Source organism: Ahrensia marina, assembly GCF_001293565.1.
Lineage (GTDB): Bacteria > Pseudomonadota > Alphaproteobacteria > Rhizobiales > Rhizobiaceae > Ahrensia > Ahrensia marina.
The window spans coordinates 87,118-106,053 of the sequence record NZ_JXMU01000001.1 but is presented as its reverse complement, the minus strand read 5'-3'; the positions used below and the strand labels follow the sequence as shown (position 1 = coordinate 106,053).

At 51.3% G+C, this 18,936-nt stretch carries 16 protein-coding genes and 1 riboswitch; of the genes, 14 read left to right on the top strand and 2 right to left on the bottom strand.

Features of this window, described 5'->3' with window-relative positions; genetic code table 11:
• Complete coding sequence (locus SU32_RS00475) at positions 1-585, bottom strand: DUF922 domain-containing protein (RefSeq protein WP_053997353.1); 585 nt, start codon at positions 583-585, stop codon at positions 1-3.
• Positions 586-1,004: 419 nt separating this feature from the next.
• On the opposite strand from SU32_RS00475, the gene SU32_RS00470 reads away from it, so the two are divergent.
• The 6 genes from SU32_RS00470 to SU32_RS00445 all read left to right on the top strand — a co-directional run bounded on the left by SU32_RS00470 (position 1,005) and on the right by SU32_RS00445 (position 9,996).
• On the top strand, positions 1,005-2,483 hold the full coding sequence (locus SU32_RS00470; RefSeq protein WP_053997549.1) for a cobyric acid synthase: 1,479 nt from the start codon (positions 1,005-1,007) through the stop codon (positions 2,481-2,483).
• A 38-nt stretch (positions 2,484-2,521) separates the two neighbouring features.
• A riboswitch (cobalamin riboswitch) is annotated at positions 2,522-2,744 on the top strand.
• Positions 2,745-2,852: 108 nt separating this feature from the next.
• Complete coding sequence (gene cobU / locus SU32_RS00465; RefSeq protein WP_053997352.1) at positions 2,853-3,392, top strand: bifunctional adenosylcobinamide kinase/adenosylcobinamide-phosphate guanylyltransferase; 540 nt, start codon at positions 2,853-2,855, stop codon at positions 3,390-3,392.
• Between the two features lie 3 nt (positions 3,393-3,395).
• On the top strand, positions 3,396-4,445 hold the full coding sequence (gene cobW / locus SU32_RS00460; protein WP_053997351.1) for a cobalamin biosynthesis protein CobW: 1,050 nt from the start codon (positions 3,396-3,398) through the stop codon (positions 4,443-4,445).
• Positions 4,446-4,451: 6 nt separating this feature from the next.
• Positions 4,452-8,147, top strand: a complete 3,696-nt coding sequence (gene cobN, locus SU32_RS00455; RefSeq protein WP_053997350.1) for a cobaltochelatase subunit CobN — start codon at positions 4,452-4,454, stop codon at positions 8,145-8,147.
• 1 nt (position 8,148) lies between these two features.
• A complete protein-coding gene (cobO, locus tag SU32_RS00450; RefSeq protein ID WP_053997349.1) occupies positions 8,149-8,778 on the top strand; it encodes a cob(I)yrinic acid a,c-diamide adenosyltransferase in 630 nt (209 codons plus the stop codon).
• A gap of 102 nt (positions 8,779-8,880) precedes the next feature.
• The gene (locus SU32_RS00445) at positions 8,881-9,996 is read left to right on the top strand and encodes a hypothetical protein (protein ID WP_053997348.1); all 1,116 of its coding nucleotides are present in this window, start codon (positions 8,881-8,883) and stop codon (positions 9,994-9,996) included.
• Here the strand turns inward: SU32_RS00445 and SU32_RS00440 are convergent.
• Positions 9,993-10,751 (bottom strand): TSUP family transporter, encoded by a 759-nt coding sequence (locus SU32_RS00440; RefSeq protein WP_053997347.1) that lies wholly within the window; start codon positions 10,749-10,751, stop codon positions 9,993-9,995. The genes SU32_RS00445 and SU32_RS00440 overlap by 4 nt on opposite strands.
• Positions 10,752-10,822: 71 nt before the next feature.
• Between SU32_RS00440 and SU32_RS00435 the strand changes: the two genes are divergently transcribed.
• The 8 genes from SU32_RS00435 (at position 10,823) to cobM (ending at position 18,860) form a co-directional block, all read left to right on the top strand.
• A complete protein-coding gene (locus SU32_RS00435; RefSeq protein ID WP_053997346.1) occupies positions 10,823-11,260 on the top strand; it encodes a tellurite resistance TerB family protein in 438 nt (145 codons plus the stop codon).
• Positions 11,261-11,483: 223 nt separating this feature from the next.
• Complete coding sequence (locus SU32_RS00430; protein ID WP_053997345.1) at positions 11,484-11,666, top strand: DUF6732 family protein; 183 nt, start codon at positions 11,484-11,486, stop codon at positions 11,664-11,666.
• Positions 11,659-12,804 carry a sirohydrochlorin chelatase gene (locus SU32_RS00425; protein WP_053997344.1) on the top strand — a complete coding sequence of 382 codons (1,146 nt, stop codon included), beginning with the start codon at positions 11,659-11,661 and terminating at the stop codon, positions 12,802-12,804. The genes SU32_RS00430 and SU32_RS00425 overlap by 8 nt, the downstream gene beginning before the upstream one ends.
• A 904-nt stretch (positions 12,805-13,708) precedes the next feature.
• The gene (locus SU32_RS17470) at positions 13,709-14,341 is read left to right on the top strand and encodes a precorrin-8X methylmutase (protein ID WP_053997548.1); all 633 of its coding nucleotides are present in this window, start codon (positions 13,709-13,711) and stop codon (positions 14,339-14,341) included.
• Positions 14,341-15,543 carry a bifunctional cobalt-precorrin-7 (C(5))-methyltransferase/cobalt-precorrin-6B (C(15))-methyltransferase gene (locus SU32_RS00415; protein WP_053997343.1) on the top strand — a complete coding sequence of 401 codons (1,203 nt, stop codon included), beginning with the start codon at positions 14,341-14,343 and terminating at the stop codon, positions 15,541-15,543. Before SU32_RS17470 ends, SU32_RS00415 begins: the two co-directional genes overlap by 1 nt.
• Positions 15,540-16,277: a precorrin-2 C(20)-methyltransferase gene (gene cobI / locus SU32_RS00410; protein WP_053997342.1), complete on the top strand. Its 738-nt coding sequence runs from the start codon at positions 15,540-15,542 to the stop codon at positions 16,275-16,277. Before SU32_RS00415 ends, cobI begins: the two co-directional genes overlap by 4 nt.
• Positions 16,270-18,087 carry a precorrin-3B C(17)-methyltransferase gene (cobJ, locus tag SU32_RS00405; protein WP_053997341.1) on the top strand — a complete coding sequence of 606 codons (1,818 nt, stop codon included), beginning with the start codon at positions 16,270-16,272 and terminating at the stop codon, positions 18,085-18,087. Before cobI ends, cobJ begins: the two co-directional genes overlap by 8 nt.
• Complete coding sequence (gene cobM / locus SU32_RS00400; RefSeq protein WP_053997340.1) at positions 18,084-18,860, top strand: precorrin-4 C(11)-methyltransferase; 777 nt, start codon at positions 18,084-18,086, stop codon at positions 18,858-18,860. Before cobJ ends, cobM begins: the two co-directional genes overlap by 4 nt.
• Positions 18,861-18,936: the final 76 nt, after the last annotated feature.

Genomic DNA, 18,936 nt, shown 5'->3' with positions numbered 1-18,936 from the left:
CTATTCTGCGAAAAGCGCTGCCAGACGTTTTTGTTCAATCGCATCAAAGCGTCTTTGTGCGCGATCATGATCGCGTAGCAAGCCCTTAAATGCTTTTTCAGCCACCTTATCCAATTTCTCGCATGTTTTATGTGTCGGCAGATCCATCAGGCTGTCGCCCATTTGCTTGGCGTACTGCTCTGCAATTTTAACGTGCATTTCTTCATGAAGCTTTGCGTATTTTGAAAGCCCGTCCCATGCGCGGCGCAGATTCTGATCTTTTGATGAGCGTCTTTCTGCCCAGCGTGGTAGTGTAAGATTGGCCTTTACGCGGAATTTTGCCGTCTTGAACCGGCACCCGTCTTTGGACGATTCTTGCAATACTGAAACCGGTTCAAAACTGATGGCCGCGGAGGCCAAGGCATGGCCGTCCAATGGCCCCTTGGCGCGAAGCTCACGGTCGATTTGTGCGCCTGTTAATCCGTTCACAGTGTAGAAACTTGTTTTGATGGCAGGGCTTGTGCTCACGCATCCAACAAGTGACGCTAGGGCAACAAAAATACAGCTTTTGCGCAATATCGGATTTATCGCCGTGAAGGTGATCATTCATGCTCCTCTGGTTTCCAGCAGCATTGAGCACTTGCCGCACAATATCAATGCAAGAATTACAAAACGTGACCGACATGGTGAAGTTCGTTAACAAATGTAAACAAAAAAACTCAAAAAAAGTTCGAAATTTAGACTTGCTTAAGGTCTCAATAACCTCGTGGTAACGATGTGTGTTTATGAATGTTAGGCAAGGCGTTTCAAACAGCCTGCTCCGGATCAGGTACTGCGTACCGGAGAGTATTTTCGCCACGCGTATTTGTGGCACGTTTTGAGTACTAACCGCATTGCAACACATGGTTGCAATGCGGTTTTTATTTATCCAATCGCCTCTTTAAAGTAATAGTCAGCGATAATCTTCTTTTAGGTCGGCAAATATTTGCCTTTTCGGTCGCTCTAAATTGGGCTACGCGACTGGCATGACACTTTCTATCATGTTGCAGGGAACAGGCTCGGATGTCGGCAAGACCGTATTGGTCGCCGGTCTTTGCCGTGCTTTGAAAAACCGCGGCATGAATGTGCTTCCGTTCAAGCCGCAAAATATGTCGAACAATGCCGCAGTTGCCGATGATGGCGGTGAAATCGGACGTGCCCAATGGCTGCAGGCTCTGGCATGTGGCGTTGCGCCTAGTATTCATATGAATCCGGTTCTTTTAAAACCGCAATCCGAAGTCGGCAGCCAGGTTGTCGTACATGGCAAAGTTACCGGCAATGCAAAGGGGCGAGATTATCAAAAACTAAAACCCAAATTGCTTGATGCTGTTTTAGACAGCTTTAACACACTCAAACAGCAAGCCGACATTGTTGTTGTTGAGGGTGCCGGTTCGCCCGCCGAAATCAATTTACGGGCAGGCGATATTGCCAATATGGGGTTTGCAACCCGTGCCCAAGTGCCTGTTGTTTTGGTTGGCGATGTTGATCGGGGCGGGGTGATTGCATCGCTTGTGGGCACACACACAATTTTACCTGATCAGGACCGCGCGATGATCGCAGGGTTTTTGATCAACAAATTTCGCGGCGATGTTTCATTGTTTGATGATGGCCTGACTGCAATTACTGATTTTACCGGATGGCGGAACTTCGGTGTCGTGCCTTGGCTGGAAGAGGCAGGAAAGCTGCCTGCGGAAGATTCCATGGCGTTGGAAACTTTGGTGCGGGCAGCATCCGGCAAGTCGCTCCAAATTGCGGTGCTGGTAACCGATAGGATCTCCAATTTTGATGATTTCGACCCGCTGATTGCCGAAGATGATGTGGATGTCAGTTTTATCCGCAAGGGTGATTTGATTCCTGCCGAGGCGCAGATTGTTATTCTGCCTGGCTCTAAATCCACGATTTCCGACTTGGCTTGTCTGCGCGCCAATGGCTGGGATGAACAATTACATGCCCATGCCAAGCGCGGCGGTCATATCATTGGCATTTGTGGCGGGTATCAAATGCTTGGCCGGAGAATTGCGGACCCTGATGGTATTGAAGGTTCCGCCAGCGTCGTTGATGGTCTCGGTCTTTTGAATATTGAAACGGTCATGCAGGCAAAAAAGAATGTGCGCAATGTAAGCGCTCATAGCCCGCTATTTGACGTGCCGTTCAATGGTTATGAAATTCACATTGGTGAAACGACCGGCCCTGATTGTCAGCGTCCGACCAGCATGATCGATGGCCGGCCGGACGGGGCGATGAGTGCTGATAGTAAAGTCATGGGTACCTATCTGCATGGCTTTTTCGACAGTGGCGTATTTAGGCGCGCTTGGCTTGAAAGCTTTGGAGTAGCGTCTGCTGGCGGTGATCATTTGGCCGCTATTGAAAAGACGCTTGATGAACTGGCAGAACGTTTGGAAAAATTGCTGGATATTGATGCAATTCTGGACGTCGCAAAATCCTTTGAGCAAAAATCTGTCTGATACGATTCAATTTGATTGACGTTGCTTGCAACAAAGACCTAATGTCGGCCCGCAATGATTCTGAAAACCCAGATGTGTTTTTGGATGAAAAGGGAATGTGACGGGTGAACCCAAATCGGGCACCTTTATCACGGCCGACCCCGCGACTGTAGAATGGTTAGCACACCGCGTCTTTAACAAGACACCACTGGAATAGCCCGGGAAGGTAGATGTGCCGGACAAACCATGAGCCAGGAGACCTGCCTTTGCGATTGATCTGATAGGGCGGGCGTCCTGTATCGGGCCAGATGCGGTTTATTTGCGCAGAGCAAGCACCCGCTTTTAGGTTCGTTCAATGCGCTTGCTTAAACGCAACGAGATGAACCGACGATGAGTACAGTCTCCGAAATAAAAACCAAAAGCAGCACCATGCTTGTTTTGGGCGGTGCGCGGTCCGGTAAGTCTACATTTGCTGAAAATCACGTATTGGAAAGCGGCCTTTCTCCTTATTACATTGCAACGTCGCAAGCCTGGGATGATGAAATGCGCGCGCGCATCAACACCCATAAAGAACGGCGCTCGTCTATTTGGACTAATATTGAAGCACCGGATGATCTGGAATCTGCATTGACCGCAGCAGATGATGAAAGCCACATCATTCTCGTGGATTGCCTCACTTTGTGGGTCACCAACCTTATGATGGCTAAGGCCGATATTGCAGCGCGTTCACAAAGCTTGTGTGCCGTGTTGCAGGACATGAAAGCGCCGGTTGTGCTAGTCAGCAATGAGGTGGGGTTAGGCATTGTGCCTGAAAACGACATGGCACGTGCGTTTCGTGATCATGCAGGACGACTACACCAGGAAATAGCCGCTATGGCGGATGAAGTTTATTTTATCGCAGCGGGACTGCCGCTGAAAATGAAGGGTTAAACCATGCTCAATGCAAAAATTCCTGCCACGGTGATTACCGGCTTTTTGGGTGCAGGCAAGACAACGATGATCCGCAATTTGCTGCAAAACGCAAAAGGCAAACGCATTGCGCTTATCATCAACGAATTTGGTGATCTGGGCGTTGATGGCGATGTTCTGAAAGGCTGTGGTGATGAGACCTGCACGGAAGATGACATTGTTGAACTGAATAATGGCTGTATTTGCTGTACGGTAGCCGACGACTTCATTCCAACGATGGAAAAACTGTTAGAGCGCGAAAACCGCCCTGATCATATTATTATTGAAACTTCCGGCCTGGCATTGCCGCAGCCATTGGTGGCCGCATTTAACTGGCCTGAAATTAAAACACAGGTCACCGTTGACGGCGTTGTGACTGTCATTGACGCCGCTGCCGTGTCTGAAGGGCGTTTCGCGCATGATCACGACAAGCTGGATGCGCAACGCGCCGCCGATGAAGAGCTTGACCATGAAAGCCCGTTGGAAGAATTGTTCGAGGATCAAATCCGCGCCGCCGATATGGTTGTCCTCAACAAGACAGATTTGATCGATACGAAACGTCTTGCGGCTGTGAAAACCAATGTTCAAAGCCAGACAGACCGGACTTTGAAAATTATATCCGCGAAACATGGTGATCTGCCGATTGAAGTGCTGCTTGGCATGGGCGCGGCGACAGAAGACGACATTGTTAATCGCAAATCCCATCATGAACTGCACCATGCTGACGGCCATGAGCACGATCATGACGAGTTTGAAAGTTTCATCGTTGAGACAGGCGAAATTGCCGATACAGACAAGTTTATTGCAGGGCTGAAATCCATCATTGCGGATCACGATGTACTCCGTCTGAAAGGCTTTTGTGCGGTGCCAGGCAAACCAATGCGGCTGGTCGTTCAGGCGGTCGGGCAGCGGATTGAGACTTATTTTGACCGGGCCTGGCAGGCCGGTGAAAAGCCGTCATCACGCCTAGTCGTGATTGGCCTGCATGATCTGGATCAAACCGCAATCGCTGAACAAATCAAAGCGGCGGCTTAAGCCAATATGCATTTATTGCTGGCGCAAAAAGGGTCGCTGACGGACGGTGACGGGGAGGCGATTGATCTTGGTCAATCGCCTGCTGATATTTGCGTCCTGTCATCTGCCGATACCGAACTTGCCAGTCTTGCGGCGGCCGCCGATGCCGTAAAATGCGATAATCTCCGGCTCGCCAATATGCTTCAGCTCAAGCATCCGATGTCGATTGACACGTGGATGGAGCGCACTGGCAACAAAGCCAAGTTGATTGTCGCGCGTCTGTTAGGCGGAAAAGCCTATTGGAATTATGGCGTTGAAGCGCTGCTGATGGCGGCGCAGCAGCATGGTGTTAACATTGCGCTCTTGCCCGGTGATGACAAACCGGACGCTGAGCTTGCGCAATTGTCCACTGTGTCGCCCTCCGATTATTGGGCGTTGTGGCAGTTTTTGGTGCAGGGCGGAGCATCAAATGCGCAAAGCTTTCTGGATGCTTGCCAATCGGTCGTGGACGGACGACCGATTGATGAGGAGGCGCGCCCGCTTCTCAAAGCAGGTTTGTTCGGTGATCTTTATTCTGGCGAAAAAGGTCAGCCGACTGCCGCGATTATCTTTTACCGTGCTTTGCTGCAATCAGGACAAACTGCGCCCATTCATGCGCTATGCAAGGCATTGCAAGCGCGTGGTGTGCGTCCGCTGCCAATCTATATCTCCAGCCTTAAAGACGATGTGAGTGTTGCGACTGTTTCGCAGTTGTTTGAAAAACATGCGCCGGATGTTGTATTGAACGCGACCGGATTTGCGGTGTCGACACCCGGTGCTGACCGCAAAAAAACAGCGCTGGAATCGACAGGCGCACCGGTGCTGCAAATTGTGCTTTCAAGTTCTGATGAGGCAACTTGGCGGGCGTCCGACCAAGGGCTCAATTCACGTGATCTGGCGATGAATGTCGCTTTGCCGGAAGTCGATGGTCGCGTATTGTCGCGTGCGATTTCATTCAAGTCGGCTGATCGCTTTAACGAGCGGGTCGAGTGCAATATTGTTACACACAGGCCCGTTGATGACCGCGTTAATTTTGTCGCTGATCTCGCAGAAAAATGGGCACGTCTCAAGCGCAGCCGCAACGCAGAAAAACACATTGCCATTGTGCTGGCCAACTACCCGAATCGTGATGGCAGGCTTGCCAATGGTGTCGGCCTTGATACGCCTGCCGGCACTGTCGAAGTTTTGCGTGCTATGCGCGATGCGGGGTATAATGTCGGGGATGTACCACCTGACGGTGATGCGCTGATTGATCACTTAAAGGCAGGACCGACAAATGCCGCAATTGATGCAAGGGAAATTCGCGAAACAATTTCCTTGAATCAATACAAGGCAGTATTTGAAAAACTTCCCGTTCAGATTCAAGATGAAGTTCATGCGCGCTGGGGCGCGCCGGAAAACGATCCATTCTTCACCGATGGAAAATTTGCACTGCCTCTGGCGCGGTTTGGCAAGACACTGGTCGGCATTCAGCCGGCGCGCGGGTACAATATTGATCCTAAAGAAAGCTATCACTCGCCGGATCTTGTGCCGCCGCACGGCTATCTGGCGTTTTATATTTATTTGCGCGAAATCTATGGTGCCCATGCCGTTGTTCACATGGGTAAACATGGCAATTTGGAATGGCTGCCGGGCAAAGCCTTGGCGCTATCCGAGACCTGTTATCCCGAAGCTGTATTCGGTCCGCTGCCACATATTTATCCGTTTATCGTCAATGATCCGGGTGAGGGAACGCAGGCGAAGCGGCGTATGTCGGCTGTCATTATTGACCATTTGACACCGCCGCTCACCCGCGCTGAAACTTACGGTCCTCTAAAAGATTTAGAAGCGCTGGTTGATGAATATTACGATGCAGCCGGTAATGATCCGCGCCGGTTAAAACTGCTGAAGAAGAACATACTCGAACTGGTGCGCGATATTGGTCTTGATTATGATGCGGGCATCGACAAGCAGGACCGCGATGATGCCGCGCTTGAAAAACTCGATGCTTATTTATGTGATCTCAAAGAGATGCAGATCCGTGACGGTTTGCATGTTTTCGGCAAGGTGCCGGAAGGGCGTCTTTTGAATGATCTGACCGTGGCGCTGGCCCGCGTGCCGCGTGGTGCCGGTGAGGGAAAAGACGCAAGTCTTCAACGGGCAATTGCGATTGACTTTGCCCTCGGATTTGATCCTTTGGATTGTAATCCTGCTGAAGCTTGGGACGGGCCGAGGCCGCAAATTTTGCTCGATATTTGCGATGATGTTTGGCGCACGAACGGCGATGCAATTGAACGCATCGAGCTATTTGCAGCGCAATTGGTTAGCGGTGAAATTGCCTGCAAGGATCAATGGCAGAATACTAAACATGTGCTTGGCGAGATCAATGCGCGTATCAGGCCGTCTGTTGAAATATGCGGGCAGGCGGAACTGGATGGCATTTTAACGGCTATGAACGGGCAGTTTGTTGAACCGGGGCCATCAGGAGCGCCGACGCGTGGCCGGCCCGATGTTTTGCCGACAGGCCGGAATTTTTATTCCGTTGATACCCGCGCAGTTCCTACCGAAACCGCTTGGGCGCTTGGTAAGAAGTCCGCCGAACTTCTGATTGTCCGCTATATGCAGGACAATGGTGAGTGGCCGACGAGCTTTGCGCTAACTGCATGGGGCACGTCCAATATGCGTACCGGCGGCGACGATATTGCGCAGGCGCTTGCGCTCATTGGTGCCAAGCCGATTTGGGATGGTGTATCGCGGCGCGTTACCGGTTTCGAGATTGTTCCAACGTCAGCGCTTGGACGCCCGCGTGTTGACGTGACTTTGCGTATATCCGGCTTTTTCCGCGATGCCTTTCCGGATCAGATTGCGCTCTTTGATAAAGCGGTACGTGCAATAGGTGCGCTTGAGGAGGATGAAACGGACAATCCGATTGCCACGCGCATGGCCAAAGAGTGTACTGCTCTCACCGGTAAGGGAATGGATTTGGCGGCAGCGAAAGCGCAATCCGGCTTTCGGGTTTTTGGTTCAAAACCAGGCGCTTATGGTGCGGGGCTGCAAGCGCTGATTGATGAAAGAGGCTGGACCGACAAGGCTGATCTTGCCGAAGCCTATATGGTCTGGGGCTCTTATGCCTATGGGGCGAAAGCAGAAGGTGAGGGCGCACGCGGAATTTTCGAGACGCGTTTGAAAAGCGTCGAAGCGGTTGTACAAAATCAAGATAACCGTGAACATGATTTGCTTGATTCCGATGATTACTATCAGTTTGAAGGCGGGATGAGCGCAGCGGTGGAGCAGCTTAAAGGCGAGCAGCCGACCATCTACCATAATGATCATTCGCGCCCCGAGCGGCCGGTCATTCGTACATTGCAAGATGAAATCGGGCGCGTGGTTCGCGCGCGCGTCGTCAATCCGAAATGGATCGCGGGCGTGATGCGTCACGGTTATAAGGGCGCATTCGAAATGGCGGCGACGGTCGATTATATGTTTGCGTTTGCGGCAACAACCGGCGCGGTTAAAGACCATCATTTCGATGCTGTTTACGCTGCATTTTTAGGCGATGAGGCTGTGCGCGAATTCATTGCAGCTAAAAATCCCGATGCGCTGCATGAGATGGCAGAACGCCTTAATGAAGCAATTGACCGTGGCCTATGGACGCCGCGCAGTAATTCAGCCAAATTTGATTTAGACGAGATAGTGGGAGCCTGATATGAGTGAAGAGCATAAGCCTGTTGCTGATGATGTTGCAAAACACAATGCGAAAATGGCCAAGAAAAAAGCCGCACGGGACAAAATCATGGCGACCAAGACTGATGAAAAAGGTCTTGTCATCGTTCATACCGGCAAAGGAAAAGGCAAATCCACTGCGGCCTTCGGCATGATTTTCCGTAATATTGCGCATGGCCGGAAGTGCTCAGTCGTTCAGTTTATCAAAGGGGGAATGTCGACCGGCGAGCGTGATCTCATTTTGGATAAATTCGGCGATGTTTGCAGCTTTCACACCATGGGCGAAGGCTTTACGTGGGAAACGCAGGACAAGTCGCGCGATATTGAAATGGCGCAGGCGGCGTGGGCAAAGGCCAAAGAAGAGATATTGGACGAGAGCAATCACATGATTTTGCTCGATGAAATCAACATTGCTATCCGCTATGATTATATCGACATAAATGACGTTGTCGCATTTTTAAAAGCGCATAAGCCACACATGACGCATGTGGTTCTTACCGGACGCAATGCGAAAGAAGAGCTGATTGATGCTGCTGACCTCGTGACAGAAATGGAACTTGTCAAACATCCTTTCCGCAGTGGCATTAAAGCGCAAATCGGCGTTGAGTGGTAAATAAGCCATTGTGAACAAATGGCTTTTGGTGCCCGCGATAGAATTTTTCAAATTTTAATAATCGCAGCTTAAACTTTTCCCTTAAGCCCAAGGGGGAAGCAAATGGATATCCAGCCTATCAGTTCGATCGAATGTGTGCTGCTGCACAATCGTTTCTCGCCAATGGCGCTTGACAGAATTAAAGGTGAAATCGCCAGCATCGCTGCAAAGATTGGATGTCGCGGCGATTGCCTTATGATTTTGGATGAGAACCGCCAAACAGTATTTACGGTTGGTGATTACCGGATTGCGATTCATCAAGAAGATAATGCGTTGCCCATTGAAGGGTTTGGCGGTTGCTTGCCGCAACCCATAACAAAGATGATGATGCCGGATGCGGAACAGCGCGTTGCGAACCATAGCGCCAACAGTTTTGTGACGGTGACACGTAATCCTGCCTTGCGTGACTATGAGATAGCGCCGGCTATCGATGATGAAGCTTCCGGCAATTTTATTTCAACGAGAGATTCCCTGCGCGCCATGAGCCTTGCGTATTGGATTGCCGATGCTTTGCATCGTAATAATCCCGCTTGTACATTTCATTGGCTACCCAGTGACCATCTTGTTCCACCGCAGACATTTGAACTGGCCGGTGCGAGCGCTTCTCTGACCAGCTTTTTCATACGTCCGTATCTTTATTCAAGTGACGGTTACATCAATGAGAAAAATGCGGTGGGTCTGGTGGCAAATGGTTCGCAGTACCTGTTGCCCAAACCAGTTATTTTTAAAGAAGCGCAGGTTTCCTATGATTGGATGATCAAGCGCGCTATTCAGTTTATCGATAGGGCGATTAAAGCCGATCGTGTTCCTGCCAACGGATCGCCCTTCGGTGTCGACGAAGGCGAGATCATTGAGGTGTTTCATCAGCCGCCGGAGCCTGCAAACCCGATGGGTTCCTATCTGCTTGTTCCGCGCAATGTACCCCAGTTTGGTATCAAGGGCGGCTTGCACTCTGTGTTGAAGGAAGACTCCTATCAGAAAGATCAGGAAGAGCGGTCACGCCAACGTTTGAACGAAAACGATCCAATCGATTTGGCGATTTTGAATGCACTGCGTGAGCGCATGGAAAAGGCAAGCGAGCCGACACCGCTGCCGCGCGTCAAGGACCGGCGAATGGGGCCGCGCGAAACCCATGAGGCTGCCACATTCGGCAGGCGCAAAACCTTCGGCAAACGTTAGTAATACTGGTCAAAGAGTAGTTTTGCAGCCAACGCGATGCAGGTAAGCGTGAGCAACGGTTTGATGATGCGCGCGCCCTGTTTCATTGCCAGTCTGGCACCAAGCTGGGCACCGGCAAATTGCGCAATTCCCATCAGGAGACCAAGTTTCCAGACAACGGCTCCTGCTAATGCCAACACAAGAAAACCGCCAATATTGGATGCAAAATTTAAAAGTTTAGTGTGCGCAGTGGCTTTTAAAATACCGAAGCCGGACAGGGTGACAAAAGCAAGCATGAAAAACGAACCGGTTCCGGGGCCAAAAAAGCCATCGTAAAAACCGATAAGCGGAACGATGGTTGCCATGAAAATCAATGGCGTCATGCGCTGTGCGCGGTCAACATCATCCAGGCCGGGTTTGAACCAGAAGAACAGGGCTATGGCGATGAGCAGAACAGGCAAGATCAGGCGGATATTATCGGATGGAAGCAGCGTGATGAGCACTGCGCCAAGACAAGCAGCAAGCCCCGATAGGACCGCAGGAATAAACTGCTTTTTCAAGTCCACATGACCGGCTTTGGCATAGGTATAGGCTGCCGAACCGGCACCAAACAGGCCTTGCAATTTGTTGGTCGCCAGCGCTTGAAGTGGCGGTAGACCGGCAATCAGAAGGACGGGCACAGTCACAAGACCTCCACCACCGGCAATGGAATCAATAAAGCCGGCGAAAAACGCTGCAAACATGAGGAGGATGATAATTTCATTACTTGCTGACATGCGGTTCCATGATCATAGTGTGTGCACATTGGCAAGTGCTAAACTGCCCTGACCGAGCTGGGAGGACTTAAATGGGTGCGGACAAACCACAAAGCTTTTTTGCAAAAGTGAAATCCATGATCGAAACGGATAAAAATGTTCGTTTGGTTGCCGGTGATCCGGCGCTCAGTGCGGAGTTGTTATTGCTCTTCCGTATCATTTTAGCTGACGGAACTGTTCGCGAAGTCGAAATCGACATGCTCAAGCGTATTTGCGCGGAGGAATTCGGCGTCACGCCCTCTGCACTCGACGCCATATATAAATATCTTGCCGAGATGGCCTATGAAACATCTGCCGCGCAATCGGCTGAAATGTTTAAAGAACTCAGCCTCGAACGGCGGCAAAAGCTACTTGATCACATGATCGCAATTGCCGAAGCCGACGGAGAGCTGGTTGCATCGGAAGTTAAGCTGATTGAGCGGACGGCATCTTTGCTCGGATTTGATTTGAAATCCCACGTGCCAGGCTGAGCAAAAACTTTTGCATCTTCGGGTTTCTATGATTGACCCATGGGGCTTTAGTGCCTAGGTTCGCACCCATTACCGGCGGTGCTGTTATATGATGGCCAGAACGGGGTTTGTTAATAGGTCGACCCAGATCGGGGACTTTAAACGAACGCTGCCGAACTGAAGATCTTGGTTCTTGATTGAACGCAAGTGCCCTTGGTAATGCCTGTAGCAAATTGAGGGACTTATGATGCTTAGAAATTCCGCAACACTTCTTTTTTCCATTCTTGCAACGAACGCATTTGCACATGCGGGCCACGTTGAATTCAAAGATGGCCATGGACATCATCTTCTCTATGCTGGTGCCATTATTGCCGTTGCAATTCTTGCCGCTCTCTACGTAAAGTTCGGCAAGTCAAACAATGTTTGATAACGCGCCTGAAGGCAAAAAATACGGTGTCATGATTTGTGGTCATGGCAGCCGTAACCAGAACGCTGTTGGTGAGTTTGCAAAGCTTGCCGAGCGAATGCGTGAACGCTTTCCGCAAGTGCCTGTTGACTACGGCTATCTGGAGTTCGCCAACCCCGTCATCCATAAAAGCCTTGATGCGCTTAAAGCCAAGGGTGTGAATCACATTCTGGCTGTGCCAGGCATGTTGTTTGCTGCCGGCCATGCGAAAAACGATATTCCATCGGTGCTTAATACCTATCAGGCGCAAAACCGCGATGTCATCATCGATTATGGCCGCGAGCTTGGAATCGATTTGCGCATGATACGCGCTGCCGGTGCGCGGATTAAAGAAGCGCTTATTGCTTCAGGGTGGAAAGAGGGCGACAGCCTGCACGATTCAATGTTGGTTGTTGTTGGCCGCGGTGCTTCTGATCCGGACGCTAATTCCAATGTTGCCAAAGTCATGCGTATGCTTTGGGAAGGTATGGGGTTTGCTTGGGGCGAAACTGCCTATTCCGGCGTGACGTTTCCGCTGGTTGAGCCTGCGCTCGAGCATGTCGCAAAGCTTGGTTATAAACGCATCGTCGTTTTCCCGTATTTTCTTTTTACCGGCGTGTTGGTTAAGCGTATTTACACGCAGACTGATGCTGTCGCCGAAAAGCATCCGGATATCGAATTCATCAAAGCCGGATATTTAAACGATCATGATCTGGTGATCGATACGATGGTGGAGCGTGTGCGTGAAATCATTGAAGGCAGCAATAATATGAACTGCCAGATGTGCAAATATCGCGAGCAGGTTTTGGGCTTTGAAGCTGAAGTCGGTTTGGCGCAGGAAAGCCACCACCACCATGTGGAAGGTGTGGGCGGTGCGCCGGCTGATTGTCCTTGTGACGGTGATTGCGATGCATCATGCCGTGATGAAGCATTTTGTGCCGAGCACGGTTTAGAGTGGACACCTGTCCATTCGCATGACCACAGCCATGATCACACGCACGATCATCACCATGGCCACGACCATCATCATGATCACTCCCATAGTCATGACGATCACCATCATCATCCGTATCCGCAGGCCGACCATCCTTTGGGTCCGCGAACATTGAAGAAGAACTGAGCGATCTGCTGTGGCGCTTTTTGACCGATATTTGATCGTGGACTGGTCCGCAGCAAACGCGCCCAAAACGGGGGCGGACTCGATTTGGATTGCGCTTTGCGATGGCACCGAATTGCAATGGGTTCGCAATCTGGCAACGCGGTTTGAAGCGATGGCGCTTGTGCGGGAAGTCATAGCCGACAGTCTCGCTTCCCGTAAGCGGCTTTTTGCCGGTTTTGATTTTGCATTCGGATATCCGCAGGGCGTTGCTGAGCGAATTGGCGGCGCGCCGGATTGGCAAAGCGTTTGGGAACGCTTGTCGGCGCTTGTTTCTGATAATGCCGATAATCAATCCAATACCTATGAAACGGCAGGCATTCTCAATCAAACTGCTTTTGAGGGAGTTGTTGATGGTCCGTTTTGGGGACATCCGCATCAACACAAAGAGCGCTATCCGGGCCTTGCTCCTAAAAAGCCGACACATATTTTTGGTATGATCCGTGAGTTCCGACGGATCGAGCGCTTGCACAAAAGTGCCAAATCACTGTGGCAAATGGCCGGTGCCGGTGTCGTCGCTGCGCAGTCGATGACCGGTATTAAACATTTGCAGTCTTTACGCGAAGATCTCGCCTTAAAGGATCACATTGCCATTTGGCCATTTGAAACCAGATTCGCCGATGATCTATCAAAGCAAGTTGTTATTGCAGAAATATACCCGTCCCTTTTTGCCGTTCAAAAAGGCGAAGATGAAGTCAAAGATGCCGCGCAGGTGCGCACGGTGGCGCAAGCCTTTTCAGAAGCTGACGCGCAGGATGAATTTGCGTATTGCCTTTCATGTCCCGATGAATTGAAAGGCAACGATCGCGCCGCCGTAGAAAGCGAAGAAGGCTGGATTGTACGCGCGCCCAAAGTTCAACCGGACGGGATGGACTATATTCGCGACCCTGCTGAAATTTACCGGCAATCATTTGCAACAGTTGAGCGCGAGTCGGATTTAACGAGTCTTCCCAAGGATATGCGCAAGGTTGCTCTCAGATTGATTCATTCATGTGGGATGATCGACATTGTTGATGATGTCGCTTTTTCCTCTGATGCAGTGAAGGCTGGCATTGCGGCGATTGAAGCTGGTGCGCCGATTATTTGCGATGTTGAAATGGTGCGTCATGGCATCATTGAGCGCCATTTAAAGCACGGCAATGAAGTCCTTTGCCGGATCGCGGATGAGGCGACACGTAGTCTTGCCAGCGAAATGAAAAACACACGCAGTGCTGCTGCGATGGATTTGTTGAAAGACAAGTTTTCCGGCGCAGTCATCGTTATCGGCAATGCGCCAACGGCTTTATTCCGGCTGCTTGAATTGATCGATGCCGGCGCTGCAAAGCCTGCACTGATCATTGGTATGCCGGTCGGCTTTGTCGGCGCAGTCGAGAGCAAACAGGCGCTTATCGAAAATAGCCGCGGCGTGCCATATATTGCTGTGCGTGGTCGCCGTGGTGGTAGTGCCATGGCTTCGGCAACGCTCAATGCGCTGGCTGCCGGATTGAAAGGCGGTCTTTGATGAGCGAAGTCTGGTTGAATATTATTGGTATCGGTGAAGATGGTGTTGAAGGTCTGTCGAAAGAAGCGCGCACACTGATCAGCGAAGCCGAGATTATCATCGGTGGTGACCGTCATCACAAACTGGCAGATGCGCCCAATGCGACCCGCATCAAGTGGCCATCTCCTTTCAATGCGATGATTGATACCATTAAGTCGTACAAAGGGCGCGCCGTTGTTGTTCTGGTGACCGGTGATCCGCTCTGGTATTCTGTTGGCGCACGGATTGGCCGCGCCATCGCGCCGTCAGAGATTGCCTATTATCCGCAACTGTCCGCATTCCAATGGGCCGCAACGCGGCTTGGCTGGTCTTTGGCTGATGTTGAAACGCTGACGGTGCATGGCCGTTCGGCAGAACAGATTGTTCCTTATTTTGCGCCCGGTGTGCGTTTGATTGTTCTAACGAAGGACAAGACATCTCCTGAAACCGTTGCTGAACTGCTTGTTGACCGCGGTTATGGCGCTTCCAAAATGACTGTACTTGCCGCTCTGGGCGGCCCGAATGAGATGCGGTTTGATGGCGTTGCGGAAAGCTGGAAACATGATGTTCCGGACTTTCATACCTTGGCTATTGAATGTGTTGCAGGGGCGGGCACGCAAATATTGCCGCGTACCGGCCTGCCGGATGATGCTTTTGTACACGATGGCAAAATGACGAAACGTGCCGTTCGGGCGCTGGCACTATCCAAGCTGGTGCCAACACGTGGCGCTCTATTGTGGGATATTGGCTGCGGGTGCGGGTCGATCGCGATTGAATGGATGCGTGGCGCCCCCGAAGCGCAGGCTATCGGTCTTGAGCCGCGTGAAGACCGCCGCGCAATGGCACGGCAAAACGCGGTCCAGCTCGGCACGCCTAAATTAGAATTATTGAATGGCCAAGTGCCGGATGCTTTGGAGGGGCTTGAAGAGCCGGATGCCGTGTTTATCGGCGGCGGGCTTTCAATGGAGACAATTGCCGTTTCCATCAATGCCTTAAAGCCTTATGGCCGCTTGGTTGCTCATGCCGTCACGCTTGAGAGCGAGGCCGTATTGCTGGAAGCTTTCGCAAAACATGGCGGTGAGCTGCAGCGCATTTCGGTGGAGAGCACAGCAAATGTCGGAGCCTTTCACGGATGGAAGCCTTCCATGCCGGTGACACAATGGTCATGGAGCAAAGGCGTATGAGCGGAAAACTCTATGGTGTTGGCGTTGGGCCTGGCGCACCGGACCTGATTACCCTTCGTGCATGGCGGTTGATTACGGGTGCGCAAGTCATTGCCTATCCGGCCCCTGATAGTGGTCAGAGCTTTGCACGGTCAATCGTTGCAGGATGTTTGCGTAAAGACCAGATTGAAATTCCGATTGTCGTACCGATGCGCGTTGAACGTTTTCCAGCCGCGCAAGTATATGATGAGGCTTCTGAAAACATAGTGGCGCATTTGGATGCGGGCCGCGATGTGATTGTTCTGTGCGAGGGTGATCCGTTCTTTTATGGCTCATTCATGTATGTTTACGAGCGACTTTCAGACAAATATGACTGCGAAGTCGTTCCCGGTGTCTCATCCATTATGACGGGCGCTGCGGTCAGCGGCATCCCACTTGCCGCGCGCAATGATGTGCTGACAATTTTACCGGGACCTTTGCCGGATGATGAACTGACAGAGCGTATCAACGCTACAGACGCGCTCGTTATTATGAAGGTTGGCCGCCACCTTAAGCGAATTCGAGATTTGCTCAACGAGCTGAACCTTCTGGATAAAGCCATTTATCTTGAGCGTGTCAGCCTTGGCGAACAGCGCACGATGCCTCTTGCTGATATGACGGATGAGAGCGCTCCCTATTTTTCAATGATCACGATTTACAAAGGCGCAGAGCCTTGGATCGATACTGCTAAAATGAATGTGACGAACCATGACTAAGCAAGCGGCCATTGTTGTTTTAAGCGAGGCTGCCCTACCGGTTGCGCGCAAAATTTCGAAATCAATAGGCGTCGTTATTCACGCGCAGAAGAAACGTGTTTCCGGTCCTGACTTTACGCCCATCGAAGATTTGCGCGCGCATATTCAGGCTTTATTTTTGGATGGAACGCCGATTATCGCGATCATGGCGTCCGGCGCTTTAATCCGGCTTCTAGCGCCCGTGCTCAATGACAAAATGAGCGAACCACCGGTGCTTGCTGTATCGGAAGATGGCGCAAGCATTGTGCCGCTTTTGGGCGGCCATCATGGTGCCAATGATATGGCGCGCGATATTGCGGAAGCGCTGAAGGGATATGCAGCGGTAACAACCGCTGGCGATGTAAAATTCGGCGTTGCGCTTGATAATCCACCGGATGGGTTCGTGCTTGCCAATCCGGAAGCGGCAAAGGATGTCATGGCCTCGATCGTCGCAGGCGCAAAGGTTAGGCTGGAGGGCGAGGCTGATTGGTTAACGGCAAGTGCACTGCCTTTTGCGGATGATGGCGATGTGTCGATTATCGTCACAGACCAGGCATATCAGTCCAAAGCGGGCGAGTTGGTTTACCACCCGAAAAACATTGTTGTCGGTGTTGGTTGCGAGCGTGACTGCCCTGTCGGTGATTTGGAGACACTAGTTCGCCAACAAGTCAGCGAAGCCGGTCTCTCGGTGCATTCAATTGCTTGCATTGCTTCAATTGATGTCAAATCGGATGAAGCGGCTGTCCAAGCGCTGGCGGACACATTGAATGTGCCTGCGCGTTTCTTTGATGCGGCGAGGCTGGAAGCGGAAACACCACGATTACAAAACCCGTCCGATGTTGTTTTTGCTGAAGTTGGATGTCACGGCGTATCGGAAGGCGCTGCATTGGCATCGGTTGGCGCTGATGGCGCGTTGATTGTTCCAAAAGCCAAAACCAAGAAGTCGACCTGTGCCATTGCCCGTGCTGCAAAGCCCATTACCGCTTTGGCGGGCAGGGCGCGGGGCACAGTTTATGTCGTCGGTATTGGTCCGGGATCAGAAGCTTGGCGCTCGCCGGAAGTCAGCCGCATGATTTTGAAGTCGACAGATCTGGTCGGTTATTCGCTTTATCTTGATCTGCTTGGACCGCTTGCCAATGGAAAACAACGCCATGATTTTGATCTTGGCAAAGAAGAGGACCGTGTACGCCATGCCATGGAACTGGCTGGCGAGGGCAGGGATGTTGCTCTTGTCTGTTCGGGCGATGCGGGCATCTATGCGATGGCGACATTGATTTATGAGCTCTTCGATAAGGGCGGCATATCTGATGCTGCGCAGCGAATTGAAGTTATTTGCTCACCTGGAATTTCCGCTTTGCAGGGTGCTGCTGCACGATCCGGCGCGCCGCTGGGGCACGACTTCTGTACGATTTCGCTATCTGACCTTTTGACACCGTGGGCTGATATTCAAAGACGCGTTCGCGCGGCGGGTGAGGGCGATTTCGTAATTGCCTTTTATAATCCTGTCTCAAAAAAGCGGCGCACACAGCTTGCTTGGGCGCGTGATGAATTGCTGAACCATCGTCCCGCAACATCGCCGGTTATTCTGGCTACCAATCTTGGGCGTGAAGGCGAAAAGGTTCGCATCGTGCCGCTTGGCGAACTCAACGTCGATGATGTCGATATGTTGACGGTCGTTATTGTCGGTTCATCAGATAGTCGCGTTGTGAAAACCGGCGATGGCAAATCATGGGTATACACACCGCGCGGTTATAGCGGCAAAGACACAACACAAATGGAGAGCGGGCGATGACCGTCTATTTTATTGGTGCAGGGCCGGGCGCACCGGATCTGATTACGGTTCGCGGATTGCGTTTGATCCAAAATAGCCCTGTTTGTCTTTATGCGGGCTCTCTCGTGCCGACCGAAATCGTTGAGGCGGCGCCAGAGGGCGCATTGGTTATGGACACCGCGCCGATGCATCTTGATCAGATCATCGAAGAGATCAAAAAGGCACATGATGCAGGCCATGATGTTGCCCGTGTCCATTCCGGTGATCCAGCAATTTACGGCGCAGTTGCAGAACAGATGCGGCGGCTTGATGTGCTTGGCATTGATTATGATGTTGTGCCGGGCGTTCCTGCGTTTGCCGGTGCTGCCGCAAAAATGAAGACCGAGTTGACGCTGCCTGAAATAGCTCAGACAATTATCGTAACCCGCACAGGCATGAAAGCTTCTGCGATGCCCGATGGTGAACAGTTGGAGATTCTCGGACAATCCAAAGCGACGCTTGCAATTCATTTGTCGATCAGAAATCTGGATTATATCCGCCGCTCACTAGAGCCTTATTACGGCGATGATTGTCCGGTGGTCATTGCCTATCGTGCAACGTGGCCGGACGAGCTTTACATTCGCACCACATTAGCGGGCATGAAAGAGGAAGTGCGCAGGCATAAAATCACACGCACGGCCCTTATTATGGTTGGTAAAGTTTTCGGCGATGTCGAATTTCGCGATAGTGATCTTTACAATGCGGATTACGCGCATGTGCTGCGCAATAAGGGCAAGAAAAAAGCAAAACAATAAAGCGGTCCGCCTTTATTGGCCCTGTAATGGTCACAAACCGGTCTAATTCAGACCAAGTTTTCACGGAATGAAACTT